The 23,432-nt window shown below is 62.2% G+C and carries 21 protein-coding genes; 16 read left to right on the top strand and 5 right to left on the bottom strand.

All coding sequences use genetic code 11. From position 1 onward, the window contains the following. Positions 1-46: 46 nt before the first annotated feature. Entirely contained in the window at positions 47-985 is a 939-nt protein-coding gene (locus BLJAPNOD_RS29200; RefSeq protein ID WP_115422371.1) for a LysR family transcriptional regulator, read from the bottom strand. A 143-nt stretch (positions 986-1,128) separates the two neighbouring features. Between BLJAPNOD_RS29200 and BLJAPNOD_RS29195 the strand changes: the two genes are divergently transcribed. Then, positions 1,129-2,601 carry an MFS transporter gene (locus BLJAPNOD_RS29195; protein ID WP_199566056.1) on the top strand — a complete coding sequence of 491 codons (1,473 nt, stop codon included), beginning with the start codon at positions 1,129-1,131 and terminating at the stop codon, positions 2,599-2,601. Positions 2,602-2,643: 42 nt separating this feature from the next. Here BLJAPNOD_RS29195 and BLJAPNOD_RS29190 read toward each other — a convergent pair whose 3' ends face one another. Next, the gene (locus tag BLJAPNOD_RS29190) at positions 2,644-3,435 is read right to left on the bottom strand and encodes a hypothetical protein (RefSeq protein ID WP_147294605.1); all 792 of its coding nucleotides are present in this window, start codon (positions 3,433-3,435) and stop codon (positions 2,644-2,646) included. Positions 3,436-4,044: 609 nt separating this feature from the next. Between BLJAPNOD_RS29190 and BLJAPNOD_RS29185 the strand changes: the two genes are divergently transcribed. Further along, positions 4,045-4,488: a hypothetical protein gene (locus tag BLJAPNOD_RS29185; protein WP_077501089.1), complete on the top strand. Its 444-nt coding sequence runs from the start codon at positions 4,045-4,047 to the stop codon at positions 4,486-4,488. Between the two features lie 223 nt (positions 4,489-4,711). Here the strand turns inward: BLJAPNOD_RS29185 and BLJAPNOD_RS29180 are convergent, their stop codons facing one another. Further along, positions 4,712-4,957, bottom strand: a complete 246-nt coding sequence (locus tag BLJAPNOD_RS29180) for a hypothetical protein (RefSeq protein ID WP_115422369.1) — start codon at positions 4,955-4,957, stop codon at positions 4,712-4,714. Positions 4,958-5,165: 208 nt separating this feature from the next. On the opposite strand from BLJAPNOD_RS29180, the gene BLJAPNOD_RS29175 reads away from it, so the two are divergent. The 8 genes from BLJAPNOD_RS29175 to BLJAPNOD_RS35740 all read left to right on the top strand — a co-directional run bounded on the left by BLJAPNOD_RS29175 (position 5,166) and on the right by BLJAPNOD_RS35740 (position 14,395). Next, on the top strand, positions 5,166-5,420 hold the full coding sequence (locus tag BLJAPNOD_RS29175) for a DUF1127 domain-containing protein (protein WP_115422721.1): 255 nt from the start codon (positions 5,166-5,168) through the stop codon (positions 5,418-5,420). 7 nt (positions 5,421-5,427) lie between these two features. Next, complete coding sequence (locus BLJAPNOD_RS29170; RefSeq protein ID WP_115422368.1) at positions 5,428-6,258, top strand: helix-turn-helix domain-containing protein; 831 nt, start codon at positions 5,428-5,430, stop codon at positions 6,256-6,258. Between the two features lie 607 nt (positions 6,259-6,865). After that, positions 6,866-8,650: an IucA/IucC family protein gene (locus BLJAPNOD_RS29165; RefSeq protein WP_158556190.1), complete on the top strand. Its 1,785-nt coding sequence runs from the start codon at positions 6,866-6,868 to the stop codon at positions 8,648-8,650. Next, positions 8,634-10,370 carry an IucA/IucC family protein gene (locus BLJAPNOD_RS29160; protein WP_115422366.1) on the top strand — a complete coding sequence of 579 codons (1,737 nt, stop codon included), beginning with the start codon at positions 8,634-8,636 and terminating at the stop codon, positions 10,368-10,370. Before BLJAPNOD_RS29165 ends, BLJAPNOD_RS29160 begins: the two co-directional genes overlap by 17 nt. After that, the gene (locus tag BLJAPNOD_RS29155) at positions 10,367-11,647 is read left to right on the top strand and encodes an AMP-binding protein (RefSeq protein ID WP_077501083.1); all 1,281 of its coding nucleotides are present in this window, start codon (positions 10,367-10,369) and stop codon (positions 11,645-11,647) included. Before BLJAPNOD_RS29160 ends, BLJAPNOD_RS29155 begins: the two co-directional genes overlap by 4 nt. Then, a complete protein-coding gene (locus tag BLJAPNOD_RS29150) occupies positions 11,644-12,954 on the top strand; it encodes a DUF6005 family protein (RefSeq protein WP_077501082.1) in 1,311 nt (436 codons plus the stop codon). The genes BLJAPNOD_RS29155 and BLJAPNOD_RS29150 overlap by 4 nt, the downstream gene beginning before the upstream one ends. Continuing rightward, complete coding sequence (locus tag BLJAPNOD_RS29145) at positions 12,951-13,799, top strand: sugar phosphate isomerase/epimerase family protein (protein WP_077501081.1); 849 nt, start codon at positions 12,951-12,953, stop codon at positions 13,797-13,799. The genes BLJAPNOD_RS29150 and BLJAPNOD_RS29145 overlap by 4 nt, the downstream gene beginning before the upstream one ends. Before the next feature lie 434 nt (positions 13,800-14,233). Further along, a complete protein-coding gene (locus BLJAPNOD_RS35740) occupies positions 14,234-14,395 on the top strand; it encodes a hypothetical protein (protein WP_171986814.1) in 162 nt (53 codons plus the stop codon). Positions 14,396-14,475: 80 nt separating this feature from the next. Here the strand turns inward: BLJAPNOD_RS35740 and BLJAPNOD_RS29140 are convergent, their stop codons facing one another. Continuing rightward, positions 14,476-15,126, bottom strand: coding sequence for a DUF480 domain-containing protein (locus tag BLJAPNOD_RS29140; RefSeq protein ID WP_115422365.1), 651 nt, complete (start codon positions 15,124-15,126; stop codon positions 14,476-14,478). Between the two features lie 444 nt (positions 15,127-15,570). On the opposite strand from BLJAPNOD_RS29140, the gene BLJAPNOD_RS29135 reads away from it, so the two are divergent. From BLJAPNOD_RS29135 to BLJAPNOD_RS29125, 3 genes are all read left to right on the top strand, one after another. Further along, positions 15,571-16,794, top strand: coding sequence for a hypothetical protein (locus BLJAPNOD_RS29135; protein WP_244611144.1), 1,224 nt, complete (start codon positions 15,571-15,573; stop codon positions 16,792-16,794). A gap of 212 nt (positions 16,795-17,006) precedes the next feature. After that, positions 17,007-17,711, top strand: a complete 705-nt coding sequence (locus BLJAPNOD_RS29130; protein ID WP_077501079.1) for a GntR family transcriptional regulator — start codon at positions 17,007-17,009, stop codon at positions 17,709-17,711. 124 nt (positions 17,712-17,835) lie between these two features. Next, positions 17,836-18,798: a dihydrodipicolinate synthase family protein gene (locus tag BLJAPNOD_RS29125; protein ID WP_115422364.1), complete on the top strand. Its 963-nt coding sequence runs from the start codon at positions 17,836-17,838 to the stop codon at positions 18,796-18,798. 104 nt (positions 18,799-18,902) lie between these two features. Here BLJAPNOD_RS29125 and BLJAPNOD_RS29120 read toward each other — a convergent pair whose 3' ends face one another. Then, positions 18,903-19,940: an Ldh family oxidoreductase gene (locus tag BLJAPNOD_RS29120; protein WP_077501077.1), complete on the bottom strand. Its 1,038-nt coding sequence runs from the start codon at positions 19,938-19,940 to the stop codon at positions 18,903-18,905. 144 nt (positions 19,941-20,084) lie between these two features. Between BLJAPNOD_RS29120 and BLJAPNOD_RS29115 the strand changes: the two genes are divergently transcribed. From BLJAPNOD_RS29115 to BLJAPNOD_RS29105, 3 genes are all read left to right on the top strand, one after another. After that, the gene (locus tag BLJAPNOD_RS29115) at positions 20,085-21,602 is read left to right on the top strand and encodes an aldehyde dehydrogenase (NADP(+)) (RefSeq protein WP_115422363.1); all 1,518 of its coding nucleotides are present in this window, start codon (positions 20,085-20,087) and stop codon (positions 21,600-21,602) included. A 181-nt stretch (positions 21,603-21,783) separates the two neighbouring features. Further along, a complete protein-coding gene (locus BLJAPNOD_RS29110) occupies positions 21,784-22,590 on the top strand; it encodes a transporter substrate-binding domain-containing protein (protein WP_025429440.1) in 807 nt (268 codons plus the stop codon). Positions 22,591-22,762: 172 nt separating this feature from the next. Further along, positions 22,763-23,428 (top strand): amino acid ABC transporter permease, encoded by a 666-nt coding sequence (locus BLJAPNOD_RS29105; protein WP_077501075.1) that lies wholly within the window; start codon positions 22,763-22,765, stop codon positions 23,426-23,428. Positions 23,429-23,432: the final 4 nt, after the last annotated feature.

The raw sequence follows: 23,432 nt of genomic DNA, 5'->3' as shown, positions 1-23,432 counted from the left end.
CGGCAGGGCTTGCCTATCGGCTGCCTGGAAGGCTTTGTCACTCCTGCTACGTCGCATCGTCCCCGAGCAAGTTGCCTGTTCGCGGGTCGGCAAGCTGTGCCAGGCAGACCTCGCGCACGCAGCCGCGCAGCCAACGATGGGCCGGATCGGCATCGAGTCGCGGGTGCCAGAGCATCGAAACCGTAACCTCGGGCACCGGGACCGGCAGTGCAAAACTATGCATGCCGGCGCGCAGATTTCCGGTATGCCGCTCAGGCACGCTGGCGATCAGGTCCGATCCGCGCGCCAGTGCCAACGCTGCAGAGAAGCCCCCAACCGTGGTGACGATCAGCCGCGCGAGCCCGAGCTTTTCCAGGGCGTCGTCGATCGGGCCCCGCTCAAGGCCCCGCCGGGAGACGAGCACATGCCGCCCGCCGGCATAACTGGCCGCTGTCATCGGGCCTTTGCTCAAGGGGTGCTCTTTGCGGACGACACCGATGAAGCGGTCGCGGAGCAAGGCCTGTGTGCGCACCTCGGGGCCGGTCGAAAGCCCGACCACGCCTGTTTCCAGATCGACGCTGCCGTCGCGCAGCGCGGTGCTCTCCTTGTTCGGCTTTGGCAGGAAGCGCAGGCGGACACCTGGTGCTTCAGCGGAGATGCGTCGGAGAAGGTCTGGGCCGAAGTTCTCCACGAACCCCTCGCTCGTGCGCAATGTGAAGGTCCGCACAAGCTGTTTGAGCTCCAGCATATCCGTCGGGCGCAGAACCGCCTCGGCGTCATCGACGAGTTGGCTGACGCGCTCGCGCAGTTCCAGCGCCCGCGGCGTCGGAACAAGCCCGCGTCCCGCCCGCACCAGAAGCGGGTCTCCTGTCACCTCTCTCAGCCGCGCCAGCGCCCGGCTCATGGCCGAAGGGCTGAGCCGCAACCGTTCGGCCGCACGCGCGACGCTGCCCTCCGCGAGCAGAACGTCAAGTTGGACCAGCAGATTGAGATCGGGTTTCGACATCCGCTCAGTATAGCGCAGTGTCATTGGGATGTGGCGTCTAATGCATGAATAAAGTGCAAACCGTGCGCGTTCCGCCATGTCACGTAAAGACCTAGGCTTCCGGCAGCTCCATTTCGGAGATTGCCAAGGAAAGGAAGTGTGTCTTGAAGCGAAGGATTGCAGCACCCACAGAGCCAGCCGCCGAATGCAGCGAACTGACGCGTTCCGTCCGGTGGTCGCTGGCCGGCCTCTCGCTCACCATGTTGTTGTCCGCACTCGGCACCAGCATCGCCAATGTCGGCCTGCCGACACTCGCTCGCGTTTTCGAGGCGCCGTTCCAGGACGTGCAATGGGTGGTCCTTGCCTATCTGCTCGCCATCACCGCACTGATCGTCGGCGTCGGCCGGCTTGGCGACATTGTCGGGCGCCGCCGGCTGCTGCTCGGTGGTATCGCGGTCTTCACGCTGGCATCGGGCTTGAGCGGCCTTGCTCCGACGCTTTGGTTGCTGGTTGCCGCCCGCGCGGCCCAGGGGCTCGGCGCGGCGGTCATGATGGCACTCACCATGGCCTTCGTCGCCGAGACCGTGCCAAAGGCACGGACCGGCAGCGCCATGGGATTGCTCGGAACGATGTCGGCCATCGGCACCGCACTCGGGCCGCCCCTCGGCGGTGCGTTGATTGCCGGCTTCGGCTGGAGCGCACTTTTCCTCGTCAATGTGCCGCTCGGAATCCTCACATATGTTCTCGCGCATTGCCATCTGCCTGCCGACCGCAACGCCGCGACGCGCGCCGACGCCCGCTTCGATGTTTTCGGTACCCTGGTGTTGGCATCGACGCTGGTCGCCTACGCGCTTGCCATGACCATCGGACGTGGGCATTTCGGCCCGCTCAATGTCGTACTTCTCTTGGCGGCGGCCCTGGGCGTCGGGGCTTTTGCAATGGTCGAGACAAAGGTCGCCTCCCCATTGATACGCCTGACAACATTTCGAGATCCGGCCTTGAGCGCGAACCTGATCACCAATGGGCTGGTCTCGACGGTGATGATGACGACATTGGTTGTCGGTCCCTTTTATCTCACGCGCGCTCTGGGGCTCGATGCAGCCGTGATCGGACTGGTCATGTCGGTTGGCCCGGTCGTGGCGGCCATCAGCGGCGTTCCGGCGGGCCGCTTCGTCGATCGCTTTGGCGCACGACCGGTAATACTGGCCGGACTGACGGCAATCGCGACCGGCGCCGTCGGATTGTCCACTCTGCCGGCAACGCTCGGCATCCCAGGCTATCTTGCACCCATCGTCATCGTTACCGCCGGTTACGCCTTGTTCCAGGCGGCCAACAACACGGCCGTCATGGCAGACGTGCCACCGGATCGCCGCGGCGTCATTTCAGGCATGCTCAACCTGTCGCGCAACCTGGGGCTCGTCACCGGCGCCTCGGTCATGGGTGCGGTTTTCTCCCTGGCATCGGCGGCCTCCGACATCTCCACGGCACCGCCCGAGGCCGCCGCGACAGCCATGCGTGTCACATTTGCGGTCGCGGCGGGCCTCATTCTCCTGGCAATCGTCATTGCTGTTGCGGCTCGCGCTTTGACCGTCCGCTCCGCGTCGATTGACGATGGGCTGCGAAATAGAACGCGGTGAAGGCAGGTTCGCATCCGCGCCCATCGAGATCAAAGCCGACCTCTACTCCAGATCGACCGAGGTAAACACCCGGCAGTTGGCAGCCGCCGGCACCGTCCTGCAGGCTTCGGCAGACGTCAGCAGCTCGACCCCGCCAAGCTTGGTCGTCAGCTTCATCTCCAGCATGGCGACTGGCTCGATCTTGCGGATGTCGGCAGCGGGCGTGATCTTCATCAGGTCGACGACGGCGCCACCGACGCCCATCTCGGCAAGATAGGCCTTGAGCTTGCGCTCGGTCGACTTGCTCATTTCATAGGTCTTGTAGCCGCCTATGTTCTTGCGGCTGACAACCTTCTTGCTCGTCATCGTCTTCTTGCCGTTCACGATCCGATATTTGGCCCGATAAAGGGTCTCGATCTGGACGTAGGTCGTGGTGATCTGGTGGACGCCCAGATATGCCCACTCGCCGACCACTCGACCGGTGCCGCCGGCCAGCATCAGCGGGCAGGATGAGTTGCAATAGGCTTCACCGGAATGGGCGATGCCGATCCGGCGCGCGCCGTGACGGTCGCTGTCAATGCAATCCTCCTGCTCTGGCTGGCAGTCGATGAGCTGGGTCTTGCCCACCGCCACCTCGATCTGCCGCGCCCGGATCATTCTGCCGATTGCAAGCGCCGCGTCGACGTCGCCGCCCGGCGACGTCACGACGATCGGCAGGCGACGATTGCCGATCGACTTGAGCAGTTTCTTGAAGATGGCCGGGCTTTCGTCAACGATCGTGCCCTCTGCCGATATCCACTCGGCACAGGTCGGCTCGCAGCCGGGCTGGCCGCTGCGAACGACGAGAAATTGCATTTCGGCACCGTCAGGCTGCGATGCCCGAGCCGCCCCGGTCGACGCGACCGTTGCCATCGCAAGACAGGCAATAGCCACTGACCACCGAAGCACTTCGCGTGAAAATGCCGTGCCGCGCAAGGAAGTGCACCTCCCCTCGACTGTCTTGCACCGGAGTTCCAGAGCGGAACAATCGCGTCCCCGCCCTTGTCCTACATCCCCGGTGCTGCGCCGGATTGAAGAAACGCCATGCCGTAAATGTGCGTACCGAAACGAATGGCCCATCCCGCACGACTGTTGAAATCGTGCATCAGACGGCGAAACGAAAATGCGGATTGCATCGATCTGGAATGAAATCGAAAATAGCACGGCCGATCAATATGAGGCAATACTCATATAAGCGTAGTCGGTGCGTAAACGCGGTCCGATCGGCCTGTTCGGCGCGCGGCCTTACGACCGGACGCGGCCCTGACATCTCAAAAAGCTGTCCATCAGCGGTGCGCCTTCAGCGTCCGTGCCGGTGCGGTAGCAGGATAATTCCCGCGCGCGCGATCGATCAGACGCGCAAGGGGCTAGATACGTCGCTGACGCTTTGACAACATAGGCGCTCAAGGCAGGGTTTGCGATTCGATGACGATATTCTTCAAGGCAGCGATTTCCGATGACGTGGCGTTCGGGATGATAGAGCGGTGTTTTTCCGATCCGGACGACTATGACGGCTATCTCGACATCTTTAGCGATCACACCGAGCAGACCATTTCTTGGAGCAAGGGCAGGTCGGCGGACGAGTTCAAGGACCAGATAACCGAGGCATTGCGATCAGCCTGGGAGACGGCACGCTTCTTTCAGGTATACGAACGGCGGGAAGATAGAGACGACGCGGGCACCAATGAAATTCGCCGGGCCGCAATAGATCTGACGCGTGCCTATGGCGGCGTGATCGTGATCACGCTCAGCCTGCTCGGGCGGCGCAGCAGCGCGAACGACCTCGAACTGGTGTTCCTTTGCTTCCAGGAGGACGCACAGCGCCGGAATTTTCGCGTGCGATACGATGGAAAGTTCGTGCCGGCCTGAAGCCGTGGATGCTTGACGGCGGGAAAACGAAGACCGACGACGACACATTGCGGTGTCGGCCAGCCGGACACGGGATCTATGTCCAGGAGCGAGATGTCAGCCGGTCAAGACGACAGCGGAGCATAGAGCGCCGTGCGTTCAGAGAAACGCACGACGGACGCTTGCATTTTGATGCCATTGCATCTTACCCGCGTTCAGCGAAGCCACTTGAAAGCGGGATACTTTAGTGGAGCTTTCTTGAGAGCAGCAGTGAGGACGTGATCTCTTCGAGCATGTGGATGTCCTCGTTGAGTGTCGTGCGATGCTTGTGCGACAGGTTGACGAGACAATCCGCCACCTCGTCCGACGTCCAGCCGGCTGCCTCCGCACGCTCGACCAAATCCAGGAAGGCATCTTCAACCGCGCATTCGCAATCCGGCTCGCGATCCGGGTGTCCGTGACTGACCAGCGGTACGGCTATCTTGGTCATGAGTGATCCTCCCGGATAAAGAATAGTCCCGCGGTAGGAGCCTGCAAAGCGACTAAAGTCGTACTTTTACGGCGACTTTGGTATTCGGCGATGCCGCTTGCCAAGAGCGCCGGCAAGCTCTCATCGATCGCTAAACAATCTGACAGCGGCCGCGGCCGCAACGCGTCATTTTGCCATCATCGGAAACGAAATGAAGGGAGATGACCCGATGTCCGACACAACTTCATCTCATGACAACCTGATCTATGTCTCCACCCGACGGATCGCCCCGCGGCAAAGATTTGCGGCTCCGGCCGAACTCGGAGCGCAAGGCTTGCTCTGGCGGCTTTTTTGGCGCGTTTCGCGCTGGATGGAAACCCGGCGGGGACGTCTGGACCTGCTTGCGCTTTCCGATCATCAGTTGAAGGATATTGGCCTGTCGCGCGGGGACGCCTATAACGATTTCTACCAACGCGACGAGTAGGACTGCAATGTCCCAGTTTTCGTGCCAGACGCTTCTCGACACGTCGATCGCCTCGCTTCGGGACGTGGTGTGCGATGGTTCGTGCCGCGGGAAAAGCGGCGAGGAATGTGCGCATCGAACAAGCCTCGTTTATCCCTATCGTGGTGTCTTCATGCGGCACGTCGGCAGGGCCGATACGGTGGCTGAATCCAATCAGGTGATCTTCTTCAACCGCGGAGAAGACTACCGCGTCAGCCACCCGGTCGAAGGTGGCGACGCATGTCTCGACGTGCAGGTGGACGAAGCCGTCCTCAACGAGCTCGCACCGAAGGAGCAATTGCGCTCGGGCGCGCTTGCCTCGTTCAAAAGACCGCGCCGGCGCATCGACCCGCGAGCGCAGGCGCTGGTCGCCTTGTTGCGCTACAGCCTTCATCGCGGGGTCGCAGAAACGCTCGAAGCCGAGACCCTGACGCTGACATTGATCCGGCGTTCGCTCGGCGAGCGCACGTCGCACGGCGCTGCCACCACCTACGGCCGGGAAAAACTCGTCGATCGGGCGAAGCTGGTTCTTTCAAGCGATCTCGCCCGCCGCTGGACCCTGGCCGAGGTGGCAACGGAGGTCGGTGTGTCGCCGGTCTATCTGACCCAGATGTTCCAGCAGGTCGAAGCCATGCCGCTCTATCGCTACCAGCTGCGGCTGCGGCTTGCCCGGGCGCTGGATCTGCTCGGCTCCTGCCGTGATTTGACGGCCCTCGGCCTCGACCTCGGCTTTTCCAGTCACAGCCATTTCAGCGCCTCCTTCAAGCAGGCTTACGGGCGCACGCCCGCCGAGTTCCAACGCGCCCTCCATCTTCGCTGATCTTCAGCGCCGTCGCCACACGGCACCGGCACCGGCACCGGCCGACATGCGGTCTTTTACCGTTGGTTCCATATAGCCGTTGCCGTTGCCGTTGAAATTTAACTGGACAAAAATAATCATAAAAAAATCCGGGATCGGTGAAAAAAAATCCGGAGCCCGTCGTCTTTGTTTGAAAGCGCATTGCTGACGCACCGCGCCGAAAGCCGAGACGGGTGGAAGATGAGCTCACCGGAATGCCGTAACGGACGTCTGCCTTTTGAAGCGGAACGTGGCCGCACCGGTCCGTTTCTGCCGGGAGGGCCGGCGACGGACGTGTTCGCGTTCACGACCTTGCACGCAATGCCGCGGACGCACATTGCTTCCGTCCGCAGCAACCGTTCCACCGGACGCCACCAGTGGCGCCCGTCCGAATCGCCCTCATGTGGCGCGCGGCCTATAGCCGGCCCTATCTTTCGCCAATCCCATCCGCCTCCACCGGCGGCTGGCAGACCGCGCGTGACGCACACCGCGCCGACCTGAAGCAAATCACCACGAAAATTCAATGCGTTGCGCCTCCCACGCGACGCGATTGCGCGACCTTGCATGTCGCGTGCCGAGGATTGAAAAAATGAAATCGTCTAGGCAAATCGCAGAAACTGCGACCTTTCAAAGCTTCGCCAACTGCTATCTCCGCGAGGTCAATCCCGGCGTGCCGGTGATGCATCGGACCGCCGGCGGATCCTGCGACAGCATCGAATGGTCGCTTCCCCGTCAGCAAATGATGCTGCGCGTCGAGGTCACCTCATCGTCCCTTTGCGGTCCGTTTCACTTCGGCAGGGCATGGGCGCGCAACGTCTCCGATCCATCCTGGCGGCCAATCGAGCTGATGTCCGCGCTTCATATGCTGGTCCAGGCCGCCTATCGCCAGGACGATACTGGCCCATCTGACGCGCTGCGCGGCTTCGAACTCGAGCTTCTGATCCGGGTGCTCGAAAGCTACCAGCAGACCGCGCTTTACATCGACAAGGCACTGCCGGATCCAAAGGACCCCGGTGAATTTCTCGAGGCCGAGCAGTCTCTTGTCTTCGGGCACTGGCTGCACCCCACGCCGAAGAGCCGGCAGGGCATGACCTACTGGCAGCAGGAGAGCTATGCGCCGGAGCTGCGCGGTCAATTCAAGCTGCATTACTTCGCAGCAAAGAGGGACCACGTCAGCCACGCATCCGCCCGCAGGGCACAGGCGCCGGACATCGTGCGTTGCCTGTCGAGGCTCGCTGCGGACGGCTTGGCCCTTGCCGGCGACGAATGCCTGCTGCCGATGCACCCGCTGCAGGCCGAAGCCCTGCTTCTCGATCCGCGCATCCAAGCTCTGCAGCAGTCCGGCACCCTGCGTCACCTCGGCCCGGCCGGTTCGCTCTTCAGCGCCACATCCTCCGTCCGCACGGTCTATGGTGCTGACGAGGACTGGATGCTCAAGTTTTCGCTGCCGGTGCGCATCACCAACTCCGTCCGCCTGAACCGAAGGCAGGAGCTGGAGGCCGGCGTCGCCATGGCCAAGCTGATCGATAGGATCGGCCTTTCCGAGCGTTCGACAAACTTCCGGATCATCCAGGACCCGGCCTATATCACGCTCGATCTGCCGGGCGAGAGCGAGAGCGGGTTTGAGGTCATCCTGCGCGAAAACCCTTTCGCCCACGGCCGAGGACAGGGCGTCATAACCGTGGCGGCGCTGACGGCTGACCCGCTTCCGCAAACGCCATCAAGGCTCGAAAAACTGCTGCGCACGCTGGCCACCCGGGATGGTGAGCCTCTCGTCGACATCTGCATCGCCTGGTTCCAGCGCTATCTCGATTGCGCGGTCGAGCCGCTGATCCGGCTTTACGACGACTACGGCATCGCGCTTGAAGCGCACCAGCAAAACAGCCTGCTCGACATCGGCGCCGGCTACCCCTCGGTCAGCTACTACCGCGATAACCAGGGTTTTTATCTCTCGGAACGCTATCGCAACCTGCTTTCGAGCCACGTCCCGGAAACCGGGACGATCCCGTCGCTCTACTTCCCCGAAAGCGAAATCCGCGACCGCTTCGCCTACTATCTCATCGTCAATCAGGTCTTCTCCGTCATCAGCCGCATGGGCCACGACGGACTGTGCGACGAGGTCACGCTGCTGCGGGTGCTGAGAAACCACCTGGAGCACTGCGCACGTGCGATGACCGGCGCCGGACGCGACTTCGCCCGGCACGTGCTCGACCTGCCGACGATCGCCTCCAAGGCCAACCTGACCACCCGACTGTTCAATGTCGATGAACTGCAATCCGACCACGCGCCGATCCTGTATCGCCCGGTTCAAAACCCATTGCGGGCACCGGCGGCGCTGACGGCATCGAGGACAAGCCATGCCATTGCCTCTTGAGATCAAGGGACGCCCGGACGATCGGGTGCTTCGCCAGCTTGTCGCCGCGCTTCTCTTCGAAGGCATCATCGAGGCGCGTCGAAGCGGCGGCGACGGCTCGACGCATTTCCGCTGGACCCTCGGCGGCCGCGACTTTCGATGCGATGCTTTGCTCGGCGCATTCGGGCGCGTTCGGCCGCTGCCAGGATCAGTGCAGATGCGCGAAGACAACGGCAGCTGGAGCGAGGCGTCGCTCTCGCTTCTGGTCTCCGCCCTGCCCGGCACCGGCATCACCCGGGCGAAGCTTCTGAACGAGATGAAGCAGACGATTGCCTTTTCCGCGTGGAACGATCGCCACCTTGCCGTCCGTCCCCGCCGTGAGATGGTCTTCGCCGAACTCGAGGGCGCCATCGACGAGGGGCATCCCTACCATCCCTGCTACAAGGCGCGCACCGGATTCTCTGCCGCCGACCACGCGCTGTTCGGTCCGGAGGCCGGCGAGCCGTTTCAACTCGTCTGGCTGCTTGTTGCCGGCCGCCATCTGCGCCAGGCCCTGCCCGACGGCGAAGAGGCGTTCTGGCAGGCCGAACTTGGCGCGGAAACCTGGGCGCAGCTTCAACGAATGCGAGAACAGCTCGGCGCCTCCACTGAGGATTTCGGACTCGTGCCGCTGCATCCCTGGCAATGGCGCAATCTGAGCGAGACGCTCGTGTCCGGCTGGATCGCGGCCGGCGACGCCCATTGCCTCGGCCTTGCCGGCGACCACTACACGGCCACGCAATCGGTGCGCTCCTTGCTCAACCGGGATCGGCCGCTGGCCGCCAGCATCAAGCTGCCGCTCAACATCGTCAACACGTCCTCCCGGCGCATTCTCGAGCCACACTCTGTCTGCACGGCGCCCGTCATCTCCCGCTGGATCGGCGAAATGGTTGCTTCCGACGCGGTGTTTGACGAAGATTATCCGCTGACCATCCTGCAGGAATATGCAGGCATCATCGCCGATGCCGACGAGCCGCTGGCCGGCCAAGTCGGTGCTATCTGGCGAGAGAGTGCCGTGGCGACGCTCAAAGACGGAGAAGCCGTCATCCCCTTCACCGCGCTGATGATGGTGGAGACGGACGGACGTCCCTTTGCCGACGACTGGATCACGCGCTTCGGGCTGATGCCATGGATCAACCGATTGCTCGAGATCGCCGTCCTGCCGGTCTGGCATCTGCTCGTTTATCACGGCATCGCCGTCGAGGCCCATGGCCAGAACATGCTGCTCGTCCACCGCGACGGATGGCCGGTGCGGCTGATCCTGCGCGATTTTCACGAGAGCATCGAGTTCTCTCCGGCCTTCCTGCGCGAACCGGAAAAAGCGCCCGATTTTCTGTCTCTGCATCCGTCCTACCGCGACGCCGAGCCCGACCAGTTTTACTGGACGGACAATCTGGATTCGCTGCGTGAACTGGTGATGGACACGCTGTTCGTCTACAACTTGAGCGAAATCAGCCACCTTCTCGCCCATTGCTACGCGCTCGGCGAACCGCTGTTCTGGCAGCGTGTCGAGAACCTGCTGTCATCCTACCCGCACAAGCACGGCATGTCGGGCAGGCAGGCTCGGCTCGCCCATGACAGGCCCGAAATACTCACCGAATCCCTGATGACGAGGAAGCTCCTCGCACGCAAGCCGGAGTACCACCACGTGGTGTCCAATCCGCTTGCCGCGGACAAGCTTCAACGAAGGAGAAGGCCATGATCCGCATCGACGACAGGCTCCATGATAACGCCTATTTCGAAGAGACATCCGCACGCCTGGCCGCACAGATCGGCCTGAAAGACCGCGACGACGGACGCTACGCGGTCTGCTTTGCCGAAACGGTCGAATGGCTCGCATTGTTCTTCGCCATCCGCAAGGCCGGCGCCAGCGTCTTGCCGATCCATCCGGGCACGCCCTACGCCGCGGCGCGAAAGCTGGCGGTCGGGGCCGGCTGCGATCGCCTTTTTTACAACAGCCTGACGGCAGAAGTGCTGGAACGGTCGGCGGACGTCTCGCCCGTCGGCACGCTCCTGCAGATGAGTTCCGGTACGACTGGCGCGCCGAAATGTGTGGCGCGAAGCTGGGAAGATATCGACGCCGAGATCGAAAGCTACATTGCCACCTTCCGCGAGCCGGAGGGCATGACCCCGGTCGTCGCCTGCCCGACCACCCATTCCTATGGCCTGATCTGCGGCATCCTCGTGGCGCTCAAGCGGAGGCAGACGCCTGTTGTCGTCAGCACCGCCAATCCCAAATATCTGCTGAAGGTCTTGCGCGAAACCGAGCGACCGCTGCTCTATTCCTCGCCGGCGATCCTGCATACGCTGGCCCGGTTCCTGCCGGAAGGCGAGCAGTTCCACGCGACGATGACATCCGGCACGCTCCTGCCGGATCCCTGGTTCGCCCAGATCCGGGCGAAGAGCCAGCACATGTTCCAGCAATATGGCTGCTCGGAAGCCGGTTGCATCGCCATCAATCCTGACGTTACCACCGCCGGCGACATGGGCTTCGTGCTGCCGCATCTCCTGCCGCAAACCGGAAGCAGTGCCGAGGATGCCAGTGAAATCGTCGTCACAAAGGACGACGGCATCGCCATCCACACCCGCGATCTCGGCTATCGCCGCGATGACGGAATGCTGGTGTTCGTGTCGCGCATGGACGACATGATCAACGTTTCCGGGCTCAACGTTTACCCCCGCGACGTCGAGGATGCGGTGATGGCGATGCCTGCGGTCGGCGATGCCGTTGCCTTCCGCATGGGCGACCGCTTCGCCGGCGAGCGCGTCGCGCTTCTCTTCAGCGCCGATGAGACCATTGCACCGCAAGCAATCCGCGAATGGTGCAGCCGGCACCTCGCCAGCCATCAGCTGCCGATGGACATCCGCCAGGTCGACGCCATCCCACGCCAGGCCAATGGCAAGATCAGCCGCCGCGAGGTGGCAGCGCGCCACGCCGCCGGCGAGTTCAGCAAAAAGAATGTCGGAGCAGTGTCATGACCAGCGACGAAACCCTTGAAGCAATCCATACGGTCCTCAGCGAGCACATGATGCATCAGCATCTCGACGGCTTCGGGCCGGAGGCCCGGCTCAACGAGGACCTCTATCTGGACTCCGTCCTGATCCTGCAGATCTTTCTCAATCTGGAGCTGGAATACGGCTTAAGCGTTCCCGAAGAGGCGATCGCCCGCCAGGATGTCCAGACCGTCGCCGACCTGGTCGCCCTCTATCAGCCGAAGGCAACCGCCACAGTGGTCCCATCATTTCCGCTGACCGGCGGCACGACCGACGAAGGCGTGCATGGCGAGGCCTATTACGACATCAAGGTTCATTGCTTCGTCAGCTGCGTCTGCGACGGGCTGAAGCGGCAGGGCCTCGATCACCGGCCGTTCTACTTCGGCGTCTGGGACGCGAAATTTGCCATGAGCGACCGTTTCCAGTTGCTCTACCACGCCCCCGATATCACCCAGGAATTCTTCCGTGCGTGGTTTCAGCGGCTCTACGGCGTTGCCGTTCGCGAATGGTACGACCCTGACATCAGCAAGAGCGACAATCTCGCCGTGATGCTCGACCTCGTCCGCCGGCGGAAAGAGACCGGGTCCGTCATGGTCATGCTCGACATGTTCCACCTGCCGGAGCGGGAGAACAAGTTCAACCAGAACCCGTTCCCGCATTACCTCATGCTGCAAGAAACCGCCGATCCAGACACATGGTTCGTGTACGATCCCGATTATCGCTGGGAAGGCGAGATCTCCCGGGACAAGGTGATCCATGCGGTCATGCAGCCGACCGTCGGCGGGGGGTATGTCTTCGACAATGCCGAGGCACATGCGCCGGACGCCAAAGACCTCAAGGCCTATTTCGAGGCGTGCTTCGTCCGGGACAACAATCCGCTCACAGACGCTGTGCGTGAGATCGTCACCGCTCATCTGGGGGGACGTGGCGGCATCGGTCTCTCCGATCTGTCGGCGGCCGTGCGCGAATTGCCGGTCATCACCATCCGCAAATATGCCTACGAACATGGCTTCGCCTTCTTCTGGCGAGCGTTGAAGCTGCCGGCGCGCGAATTCGAAGGCTGGTGCGACGAGATCGAGGCGCTCGTGCAGGCGCTGAAAGCGCTGCATTACGACTGCATGAAGCTGAGCCAGACCGGTGAGCGCGCACTCGCCGCTCCGGTTTTCGAGCGGCTGGCTGAAGCCGACCGGATCGAGACGAAGCTGAAAGGCAAGCTGGCTGAAATCTTCGACCTCTGGTGCGACCAGAACGTCCCCGCAGACATTCCGATGCTCAAGAGGGTTGCGCGATGAACATCTCGCTGTGCACAATCACATTCCGTCATCACCTGATGTCGCTCGGCGAAATCGCCGCCTGGGCACAATCCAACGATTTTCAGGGGATCGAGCTTTGGGGTGCGCATGCGCGCAACCTGGCGCAACAGCCCGACCGCAATGCCGATTGGCTGGACACCTTCGGGCTGAAGGTGCCGATGATCAGCGACTATCTGCCGCTCGACGGCGATCCGGAGACGTTAAGGCACAAGACCGTCGAGCTCTGCAGGCTCGCCCGCCGCTGGCGAACCCGCAAGATCCGCACCTTCGCCGGCAATTGCGGCAGTCTCTGCGTCTCCAGCGAGGAGCGGCAGTTGATCGCAGCGCGGCTGAGGGAGATATGCGCGATCACCGCCGGCTACGGCATTCAGCTGCTCGCCGAGACGCATCCGAAGACGCTCGCCGATACCGCAGCCTCGACTTTACGCCTCATCGAGGAGGTCGATCACCCCGCCTTCGCCATCAACTTCGATACGCTCCACGTCTGGGAAGGCGGCGACGACCCCATAGTCGTTCATCGGCAGATGAAACCGCATATCGGGCACTACCATCTGAAGAACGTTCGCGACCGTTCGGACCTCCCGGTCTTCGAGCCGGCCAACGTCTATGCCGCCGCCGGTCGCCGCGACGGCATGACGCCGTTGTTCGATGGCACTGTCGATTATGTCGGCTTTCTCGTGGAGATCGCCAGCGGCGAACCGATCGATGCATCGCTGGAGTGGTTCGGCAATGATTGCCTCGATATCCTCAGGCGTGATCGCCGACAGGTGCGTCGCGTGATCGAGAGACAGGAGCCCGTCCGGCGCGCAATCAACTTTTTGTGATCGCAGCGGTAGGGATCATCGCGCCTCGCCGACGCACCCGACAAAAAAATGGCCCTGGCTGTACATGCCGGGGCCTATTTTTTGTTTGTTGTTTTCGTATGGAAAATTCTTAATCGATATCGTTTCGGAGCACCGAAATACTGCCTCGCTCGCATCTTAGCTCATTTTTGTCTTGAAGCGGACGAGCTGTGCTCTACCCCGCTACTGTGGCGATCTTGCCGATGAAAATCAATCAACTTTTATGGGTCAATTTTTCATAGAACCGCACTGGAACATCGGACATGATTCCAGTCTCCACACAGCCACATCCCCGTGGCGAGCGACTGAACGATCGCATTAGCCGCATCAGATCGCTAAAGAATCTGACAGCGGCGCAGCCGCTCCGAATGGTCTTTTATGATGGTTGAAACCACGACCAAGAGGAGACGAAGACAATGAGCCAGAAAACCTGTGCAGCCTGCGACTGCGAAATCGATGAGAACAGCATCAAGGTCAAGCTTGGTGGCAAGACGGTGGAAGTCTGTTGCGAGGAATGCGCTGCCGCGATCGGCGAAGCGGAAGCCGCAAGGCAGTCGGCCACTTCCGCCGGCAAGTGATGAAAATTCCGGGCGTTTCGCGCCCGGAATTTTCATAGACCGCTAGCCCCAAGAAGCCAGCGATTGCTTGTTGCGGGCAATCAATTTCCCCTGAGGACCGCAACTTCCGCCTGGAGTGTCGCAACTGTCTCTTCGAGAGACCGTAGGCGCTGCTCCAGTTCGGACAGGCCGGCCCCGCCAAAGGAGGTTGCGCTCGGCGTGGCGACGGCGGTCTGATCGACCTCGCCGCACAAAAGATGCGCAAAGCGATCCTCGCGCTGGCCCGCACCGCGGTTGAGCTGCACGATCAGCGGCGGCCGCCGGCCGATCATCAGATCGAGATTGTCTTTCAGATCCTCTACCGACTGGAACCGCGCCATGCGTTCGCTGCGCGACCAGAGCTCATAGGCGGTCTGCGGACCACGCAGCAACAGCAGCCCGAGCACGACGATTTGCGGCGAGGTCAGCGAAAAACGGTTGGCGGCGAGGTGCTCGTACCGCTCGACGCGCGACGCGAAGGCCTGCCGCACCAGTCCCTTCTGGGAGAGCGAGTTGAGCGCCCGGTGCACATCCGCCTGTTCCAACGCCATCACCGGATCGCGCGCCGTCTTCTGGTTGGCGGCGGAGTGAAGCGAGTTGAGCGTCAGCGGGTAGACGTCAGGCGTGGTTTCCTTCTTCTCGATCAGGCAGCCAAGAACGCGCGCTTCGATCGCATTGAGTTCGGGGAAATCGGTGTCTGGATTGGTGTTCATAAGCTCACTCTTCACGGCACGAGTTCAATGGCAGCCCGGGGTTCTCCGACCGGAATGATCTTGCCCAGATCGTCCACTCACCCTGAGGAGAACGTTCCGAAACTCCAGCCAACCGAACCGCGTCCCTCGATAAACCGTTGTGCGGCCAAGGCCAAGTTGCTTTGCGCTTTCTACGGTCGATATGTGGCCTGCTCCGACCCCAGCAAGGCGCGCGGCGACGGCCCATACATCGTCTTGTTTTATTTGATTGACCAGGGTCGCAGCCGCTTCATCGATCACGATTGCGCCGCAGTTCGCGTCGATACGATGCCGGTCAATTTCAAGCTGATTCCACGTTCTGCCCTCCCTTGCCTCACGTCGCCAGATCGCCAGCGGTTACCCAAGCGGGACCGCCGCCGCGTCGCTCGGCGACAGCCCTCGAAACCAAGTTCACAGATGCCTCCCATGCCGCGTGTTACGAAAAGGGTCGTTCTGCATTTTCCGGGCTTTGAGCCTTTCGATGCGGAAGCACACCGCCTGCGCTATCAGCGTTCAGCACGACAAAGTGCCACGGCGTGGGATTTCAGATCCGATGTCGGACCATTGCTCAGGTCGAACCAGGCAGCGCATTTCGATGTCGATTGCGCCGGTTCGGACTGGCAGACGTCGAGCCGCATCCATGTTTTCGATCACGATGTGCTTGTCGACGCCTTAAGCCGGCGGTCCTTGGTTCACCGGCTGGCGGGGGGATTTGCCAGCGCGCTGCATGTGGCGTTCAACGGCGGGCTTTGGGGTTACTTTCGCCACGTCTGGCGCTTCGGCCTGTTCTTCCTGTTCCCCTTCCTGTTGGTTTGCCTGATGACGGCAACCGTACTCGGCATCGCATCCCTTCCCCACTGGTTGAACCTTGCCGGTTGGAACCTGCTGTGGAGCGTGCCGCTTGCCGCTCTTCTCCTGTACCGGGGCCTGCTGCCGTTCGCCGCAAGGTTCCACACGCTGCACCTGTTTGCCGACTGGGAAATGGCTGTTGCACTCGCACGACTGGATCGTCCCGATTTCAACCGCTGGCTCGAAAGCTGCGTGGACGGCGCCCGCGAAGCGTTCAGCGAAAGGGCCGACGAGTATCTGATCAGTTCGCACAGCATGGGTTCGAGCGTCGCTGCGCATGTCATCGGCATGCTGCTGGAGCAGCACCCGGATATTCTGGCAGGCAAGCGGGTTGTGTTTGCCACACTTGGCGGCGCGATCCTGCAATGTGCGCTGATGCGGCCTGCTGAAGCCCTTCGCGCCCGTGTCGGGACGATCGCCCGCGCCAGGGAGATTTTCTGGTTCGAGGTGCAATGCCTGACGGATGTGGTCAATTTCTACAAGACGCGCGTCGCCACGCTGTCCGGGCACCCGCAGGAAAAGCAACCGTCGATCGCCTATATCAAGGTCAAGCACATGCTGTCGGCGGACCGCTACCGCAGGATCAGGCGCAACTTCCTGCGCGTGCACCGCCAGTATGTCCTTGGCCCGGACGTTCGCGCATCCTTCGATTTTACCTTGCTGACCGCAGGCCCTTTGCCGGCGGCGGCGTTCGCGAATTTCTCAAGGACAAACATGCCGACGCTTCCTGGCCGGGCCGCCGGTAATGACGATGCGTTGCCGAGCGGCCCCAGTGAGCTTCGCCAGAGGCGCGGAGCCTGACGAACCGTTGTTTCCGAGAAGAACCGGCAAGTTCTGCCATGCCGGCAGTAAGGCGCGTTGAAAGCGCCAGAAAAGTTCGAAGGCAGCCGCGCTCGTCGGCGCATCGCGATGGCTGGCCTCGGGAACCATCGCGCCACGAAACCAATGTCTATGCAGAGTTGATCCGACGAGCAGGGAGAAGTATTTATCGTGTCGACATAAGGATTCTTGACATGACCGACACCGATTCCAGCCCAACACTCGAGCGCAAGCGTGGCTCCGGAGTAAAGATGGTCTACGACCTTCTGCGTGATGAAATTCTCGATCTGGTGTTGCCGCCTGGCAGCCCGATCGATGAGGTTCAGCTTGCAGAACGCTTCAAGATGTCGCGCACGCCGATCCGCGAAGCGCTGGTGCGGCTTGCCGGCGAAGGCCTGATCGATACACTGCCGAACCGTTCGACCATGGTGTCGAGCATCGACTTCCTCAACATGCACACGTTCTTCGACGCACTCGTGCTGATGTATCGCGTCACCACGCGGCTGGCGGCGCAGCATCATCGCGCGGAAGACCTGCAGATCATCCGCGCCCGACAGGCGGAATTTGCCGCCGCCGTGCAAGCCCAGGACGCACTGGCGATGATCGCCACCAACGCAGCCTTCCATTCGGCCATCGCCGAGGCCGGCCGCAACGCATACTTCATCGGCCTCTTCAATCGTCTGCTCGACGAGGGCCGGCGGATGCTGCGGCTCTACTACCAATCCTATGGCGACCAGCTGCCGCAGCGCTTTGTCGACGAGCACGAGGACATGATCACCGTGATCTCCGCCCGGGACGTCGAGGCGGCGGATCAACTGGCAAAGGTCCATGCCGAGCAGATCGTGACCCAGATCAAGCGCCTTTTCACCCGTGACGAGCGGCTGGATATCGCTCTGTGATCTCATGTCGATTTCTTGTCGACAAATAAAATACAACGCGCTATTGTCATCGTCGAAGGCACAGATCGGCGTCGATGAGGACGTGGCGGTCTTTGCTCATTCGACAGACCAATAGGAGTTTGAGATGAAGGCCAAGATTTTCTCCGGCGTCATTCCTGCGCTGATGACCCCGTGCAACGACGACCGCAGCCCCAACTTCGATGCGCTGGTGCGCAAGGGCCAGGACCTGATCGCCCAGGGCATGTCCGCAGTGGTTTATTGCGGCTCGATGGGTGATTGGCCGCTTTTGACCGACGCGCAGCGCATGGAAGGCGTCGAGCGTCTGGTCAAGGCCGGCATCCCCGTGATCGTCGGCACCGGCGCCGTCAACACCGCGTCTGCCGTCGCCCATGCGGCCCACGCCCAGAAGGTCGGCGCCCAGGGCCTGATGGTCATTCCGCGCGTGCTGTCGCGCGGCTCGGTCGTCGCCGCCCAGAAGAACCACTTCAAGGCCATTCTTACGGCCGCTCCGGACCTGCCGGCAGTCATCTACAACAGCCCCTACTACGGCTTTGCCACCCGCGCCGACCTGTTCTTCGCATTGCGCGCCGAACATCCGAACCTCGTCGGCTTCAAGGAATTCGGCGGCGCCGCCGACATGCGTTATGCAGCCGAGAACATCACCAGCCGTGACGATGGCGTCTCGCTGATGATCGGCGTCGACACGGCTGTGTTCCACGGCTTCGTCAACTGCGGCGCGACCGGTGCGATCACCGGCATCGGCTGCGTGCTGCCGAAGGAAGTCATCCACATGTGCAACCTGTCGCGGGCAGCCGCCGAAGGCGACGTCGACGCACGTCTGCGCGCACTGGAACTGGAACAGGCACTCGCGGTGCTTTCCTCCTTCGACGAAGGCCCGGACCTGGTTCTCTACTTCAAGCACATGATGGTGCTGAAGGGCGACAAGGAATACACGCTGCACTTCAACGAGACCGACGCCCTGTCGGACAGCCAGCGTGGCTATGTCGAAGCCCAGTTCAAGCTGTTCAACAGCTGGTATGCCGAGTGGAGCAAGCTCCCGGGCGCAGTCCAGAAATACAAGGCCTGATCGTCCGCACCACTTCACAAAAGAAAGGCCCGCCAATCGGTGGGCCTTTTTTCGTTGGCTGATCCACTGTGCGCCGAGCGATTGCGGCGCGGGTACGCCGTCGCTTATGCGACGGCGTCGATCCCAAGCGCGAGCAGCCGGTCGAGCTGTTCCATCTCCGCCTTGTTGAGCACAATGCCTTCGGCTTCCGACTTGGCGCGCGCAACGAAGCGACGCTGCGAAGGAAGGCGCGCACCCTGGCCGACGATCGCCTCGAACAGGACCTCGGCACGGTCGAACGGATTGCCCGGCCGTCCGGCCGCAAATTTCTCCGGCGAGAAGGCGATGATCAGTTCGCCATGGAACGGCGCCAAGGTCGTGGTGCCGAGATAATCGAGCACTTCGGGGCTCGTCAGGTCGCCGATCATGATGCCGGCAAGAAGCTCGACCATCGTGCCGATCGCCGACCCCTTGTGGCCGCCGAAGGGCAGCATGGCGCCGGCAAGGGCTGCTTCCGGGTCGGTCGTCGGATTGCCTTCGGCATCGATAGCCCAGCCTTCAGGCAACTGCTTCCCGGCACGACGGTGCAGTTCGATCTCGCCGCGCGCGGCAACCGAAGTCGCAAAGTCGAAGACGTAGGGCGGCTGGTTCTGGCGCGGCCAACCGAAGGCGAAGGGGTTTGTGCCCAGCAGCGGCTTGTTGCCGCCGGTTGGCGCGACTGTCGCATAGCTCGGGCACATGACGAGGCCGGCAAGCCCTTCTCCGGTCAAGCCTTCCACTTCCGGCCAGAGCGCCGAGAAATGGGTGCAGTCGTTGATGACGAGCGCGGCAATGCCGAGCGTCCGGGCACGTTCGGCCAAAACAGGCAGGCCAAGCTCGAAGGCCGGATTGGCAAATCCGCCCTTGGCATTGACCTTGACGATGGCCGAGCCTTCCTGCGCCAGCAGTTCGGGGACAGCATCCGGCTTGACCTTGCCGGCCTTGACGGTGCGCAGCGCGCCCTCGATGCGGTAGATGCCGTGCGACTTGCAGGCGTCACGCTCGCCCGCCACGATCACCCGGGCAAGGGCTCCGGCCTGGACGGCGTTGAGCCCGCCTTTACGGAAGATCGCCTCGACCCGCTCCTGAACTGCGGAGATCGTCAGGGTGGTGGTCTCACTCATCTTGTACCTTTCTGGCTGCGTATGACCCTGTTGCGGGCGGTTGAAGTTCTGCATACATAGAGTATACAAAGATCCGACAAGTGCAAATCGGCTGCGAGCTATTCATGCCGAAAGACACCGGTGTTCTCAAGAAAGGATCCGCAGATGGTCTTCACCCCCAAAGGAAAACATCTCGTCGCCGGCGAGTGGCTTGACGGCGCAGCCACCTTCGCCTCGACACCGGCGCACGGCCCGGCGCACGACTTCGCCGTCGGCACCGTGGAGCTGGTCAACCGCGCCTGCGAAGCTGCCGAGGAAGCGTTCTGGACCTACGGTAATTCCTCTCGGGCAGAGCGCGCAACCTTCCTGCGCGCTATCGCCGACGAGATCGAGGCCCGCGCCGAGGCGATCACCGCGATCGGCAGCCAGGAAACCGGCCTGCCGGAAGCGCGGCTGCAGGGCGAACGTGGCCGCACCACCGGACAGCTGAGACTGTTCGCCGACCATATCGAGGCCGGCGCCTACCTCGACCGGCGCGTCGATGCCGCCCTTCCCGAACGCCAGCCGGCGCCCCGTCCGGAAATCCGGCTGATCCAGCGGCCGATCGGCCCGGTCGCCGTCTTTGGCGCTTCCAACTTCCCGCTCGCCTTCTCGACCGCCGGCGGCGATACCGCCGCAGCGCTCGCCGCCGGCTGCCCCGTCGTGGTCAAGGGCCATTCGGCCCATCCCGGCACCGGCGAGATCGTTGCAGCGGCCGTCGAAGCCGCCATTCGCAAGTGCGGCGTTCATCCGGGCGTCTTCTCGCTGATCCAGGGCGGCAACCGCGACGTCGGCCATGCGCTGGTCAAGCATCCGCTGATCAAGGCCGTCGGCTTCACCGGTTCGCTCGCCGGTGGACGCGCGCTCTTCGATCTGTGTGCCGCCCGTCCCGAACCGATCCCGTTCTTCGGCGAACTCGGTTCGGTCAATCCGATGTTCCTGCTGCCCGAGGCATTGAAGGCACGCGCCGAGACACTCGGACAGGGCTGGGCTGGCTCGTTGACGATGGGCGCCGGCCAGTTCTGCACCAATCCGGGCATTGCGGTCGTGATCGAAGGCGCCGACGCCGACCGCTTCACGGCGGCAGCGACCGAAGCACTCGGCAAGGTGGCGCCGCAGACCATGCTGACCGACGGCATCGCCAAGGCCTACCGCGATGGGCAGGAGCGTTTCACCACCCGCAACAGCGTCAAGCCGCTGCTCGTGACCAGCTCGACGGACCGCGCGGCATCACCCAATCTGTTCGAGACCACCGGCGCGCAGTTTCTCGCCGACCACGCGCTCGGCGAGGAGGTTTTCGGCCCGCTCGGTCTCGTCGTCCGGGTGAACTCTGAGGACGAGATGGAGCAGCTCGCGCGCGGTCTCCAGGGACAACTTACGGTCACCGTGCACATGGATGCGGGCGATACCGAGCCGGCCTTGCGGCTGCGCCCCATTCTCGAGCGGAAAGCTGGCCGGCTCCTGGTCAACGGTTTTCCGACCGGGGTCGAAGTGGTAGATTCCATGGTGCACGGTGGGCCTTATCCGGCCTCGACGAACTTTGGGGCAACCAGCGTCGGGACCATGTCGATCCGTCGGTTCCTGCGTCCTGTCGCCTACCAGAACATGCCGGAGGCCTTGCTGCCCGAAGACTTCGGCCACTGACACGCGACCGATCGCTGCGTTGGGATCCCATTTGACGAAATAAATGGGATCCCCGCACGCGGCCGGCGATAGGATCATATACTTTTTGTATACTGTTTGTATTTTTAGGTTGATTTACTGTCTCCAAAGCGGAATATTGCGGTCGCCGTCAAACGGCACACCAATTCAGGGAGAGAGAAAAATGAAGACCTCGGTCCTAGCCTTCGGCCTCGTTGCCGCCACTGCTCTGACCAGCCCGGCCCATGCCGACAAGCTGGATGACATCATCGGCTCGGGTACGCTGCGTTGCGCAGTGGTTCTTGACTTCCCGCCGATGGGTTCTCGCGACGAGAACAACAATCCGGTCGGCTTCGACGTCGACTACTGCAACGACCTGGCAAAGGCACTTGGCGTCACGGCCGAGATCGTCGAAACTCCCTTCCCCGAGCGCATTCCTGCGCTGATGTCCGGACGCGTCGACGTCGGCGTCGCTTCGACCTCCGACACGCTCGAGCGCGCCAAGACGGTTGGCATGACCGTTCCCTACTTCGCCTTCGAAATGGCAGTGACCGCCAATGACAAGACCGGCATCAAGTCCTTCGAGGACATGAAGGGCAAAGTTGTCGGCGCCACCGCCGGCACCTTCGAAGCCATCGCTCTGGAAAAGCAGGTCAAGGAATGGGGTGCGGGCGAATTCCGTCCTTACCAGACGCAGGCCGACGTGTTCCTCGCTCTCAGCCAGGGCCAGATCGACGCAACCGTATCGACTTCGACCGTCGCCCAGGCCAACGTGAAGACCGGCAAGTTCGCCGGTATCTCGGTCGTCGGCAAGGCACCGTTCGACATCGACTACGTGGCCCTCTTCACCAACCGCGAAGAATACGGCCTCATCAACTACCTGAACCTCTTCATCAACCAGCAGGTCCGCACCGGCCGCTATGCTGAACTCTACGAAAAGTGGGTCGGCGGCGAGCTACCTTCGCTGGCAGTAAACGGCGTCTACCGCTAATCTGTGCGTTTCAATGACGGCGCGAGGCACTTGCCTCGCGCCGTCATACCAAGATGCGTTGATATTGACCGATTGCGGGGGCCGTCAGGCGGCGAAAGGCCGGACACTCCGGGGCAATCGGCCAATATCAGCGCATATTGGTATCGCTCATTTTCGAAAAGGTGAGACGGCGATGTTCAATTACACCTTCCACTGGAACCAGGCGCTGAAAGCATTGCCGCAAATGCTCGACGGTGCGCTGATCACGCTGCAGATCGCGCTGCTGTCCATGCTCATCGGCGTCGTATGCGCGCTGGCATTGACAGGGTTCCGCCTGTCCGGCAACCGCGCCCTCAGCGGCTTTGCCACCGCCTGGATCGAGATCGCGCGCAATACGCCCGCGCTGTTCCAGATCTACATGGCTCACTTCGGCCTCGGCAATTTCGGCATCCATCTGAGCCCCTACACGGCGCTGCTCGTCGGCATTGCCTTCAACAACGCGGGCTATCTGGCGGAAAACTTCCGCGGCGCCCTCAAAGCAATACCGGATACGCAAGCCCGTGCCGGCCGTTCGCTCGGCATGACGGCGCTGCAGGCCTTCCGGTACATCATTCTGCCGCAGATGATGCGCGTCGCCTTCCTGCCGACCACCAACCAGATGGTCTGGGCAATCCTGATGACCTCGCTTGGCGTCACCGTCGGCATGAACACGGACCTGGCCGGCGTCACCCAGGAACTGAACGCTCGGTCGTTCCGCACCTTCGAATTCTTCGCGCTTGCCGCGGTGATCTACTACGTCATCGCCAAGGCCGTAACCCTCGCTGCTCGAGCAATCGCCTCGCGCATGTTCCGCTACTGAGAGA

The organism is Ensifer sp. M14, from assembly GCF_003355565.1.
GTDB lineage: Bacteria > Pseudomonadota > Alphaproteobacteria > Rhizobiales > Rhizobiaceae > Ensifer.
This window is presented reverse-complemented; position numbering and strand designations above follow the sequence as displayed.

What these genes read in the sequence shown, in the direction of transcription:
- BLJAPNOD_RS29135 (WP_244611144.1), top strand. Translation starts at nt 15,571, where the DNA reads ATGCCGCGTGTTACGAAAAGGGTCGTTCTGCATTTTCCGGGCTTTGAG.
- BLJAPNOD_RS29115 (WP_115422363.1), top strand. Translation starts at nt 20,085, where the DNA reads ATGGTCTTCACCCCCAAAGGAAAACATCTCGTCGCCGGCGAGTGGCTT.
- BLJAPNOD_RS29200 (WP_115422371.1), bottom strand. Translation starts at nt 985, where the DNA reads ATGTCGAAACCCGATCTCAATCTGCTGGTCCAACTTGACGTTCTGCTC.
- BLJAPNOD_RS29190 (WP_147294605.1), bottom strand. Translation starts at nt 3,435, where the DNA reads ATGCAATTTCTCGTCGTTCGCAGCGGCCAGCCCGGCTGCGAGCCGACC.
- BLJAPNOD_RS29170 (WP_115422368.1), top strand. Translation starts at nt 5,428, where the DNA reads ATGTCCCAGTTTTCGTGCCAGACGCTTCTCGACACGTCGATCGCCTCG.
- BLJAPNOD_RS29110 (WP_025429440.1), top strand. Translation starts at nt 21,784, where the DNA reads ATGAAGACCTCGGTCCTAGCCTTCGGCCTCGTTGCCGCCACTGCTCTG.
- BLJAPNOD_RS29165 (WP_158556190.1), top strand. Translation starts at nt 6,866, where the DNA reads ATGAAATCGTCTAGGCAAATCGCAGAAACTGCGACCTTTCAAAGCTTC.
- BLJAPNOD_RS29130 (WP_077501079.1), top strand. Translation starts at nt 17,007, where the DNA reads ATGACCGACACCGATTCCAGCCCAACACTCGAGCGCAAGCGTGGCTCC.
- BLJAPNOD_RS29150 (WP_077501082.1), top strand. Translation starts at nt 11,644, where the DNA reads ATGACCAGCGACGAAACCCTTGAAGCAATCCATACGGTCCTCAGCGAG.
- BLJAPNOD_RS35740 (WP_171986814.1), top strand. Translation starts at nt 14,234, where the DNA reads ATGAGCCAGAAAACCTGTGCAGCCTGCGACTGCGAAATCGATGAGAAC.
- BLJAPNOD_RS29125 (WP_115422364.1), top strand. Translation starts at nt 17,836, where the DNA reads ATGAAGGCCAAGATTTTCTCCGGCGTCATTCCTGCGCTGATGACCCCG.
- BLJAPNOD_RS29105 (WP_077501075.1), top strand. Translation starts at nt 22,763, where the DNA reads ATGTTCAATTACACCTTCCACTGGAACCAGGCGCTGAAAGCATTGCCG.
- BLJAPNOD_RS29160 (WP_115422366.1), top strand. Translation starts at nt 8,634, where the DNA reads ATGCCATTGCCTCTTGAGATCAAGGGACGCCCGGACGATCGGGTGCTT.
- BLJAPNOD_RS29185 (WP_077501089.1), top strand. Translation starts at nt 4,045, where the DNA reads ATGACGATATTCTTCAAGGCAGCGATTTCCGATGACGTGGCGTTCGGG.
- BLJAPNOD_RS29145 (WP_077501081.1), top strand. Translation starts at nt 12,951, where the DNA reads ATGAACATCTCGCTGTGCACAATCACATTCCGTCATCACCTGATGTCG.
- BLJAPNOD_RS29140 (WP_115422365.1), bottom strand. Translation starts at nt 15,126, where the DNA reads ATGAACACCAATCCAGACACCGATTTCCCCGAACTCAATGCGATCGAA.
- BLJAPNOD_RS29180 (WP_115422369.1), bottom strand. Translation starts at nt 4,957, where the DNA reads ATGACCAAGATAGCCGTACCGCTGGTCAGTCACGGACACCCGGATCGC.
- BLJAPNOD_RS29120 (WP_077501077.1), bottom strand. Translation starts at nt 19,940, where the DNA reads ATGAGTGAGACCACCACCCTGACGATCTCCGCAGTTCAGGAGCGGGTC.
- BLJAPNOD_RS29155 (WP_077501083.1), top strand. Translation starts at nt 10,367, where the DNA reads ATGATCCGCATCGACGACAGGCTCCATGATAACGCCTATTTCGAAGAG.
- BLJAPNOD_RS29175 (WP_115422721.1), top strand. Translation starts at nt 5,166, where the DNA reads ATGTCCGACACAACTTCATCTCATGACAACCTGATCTATGTCTCCACC.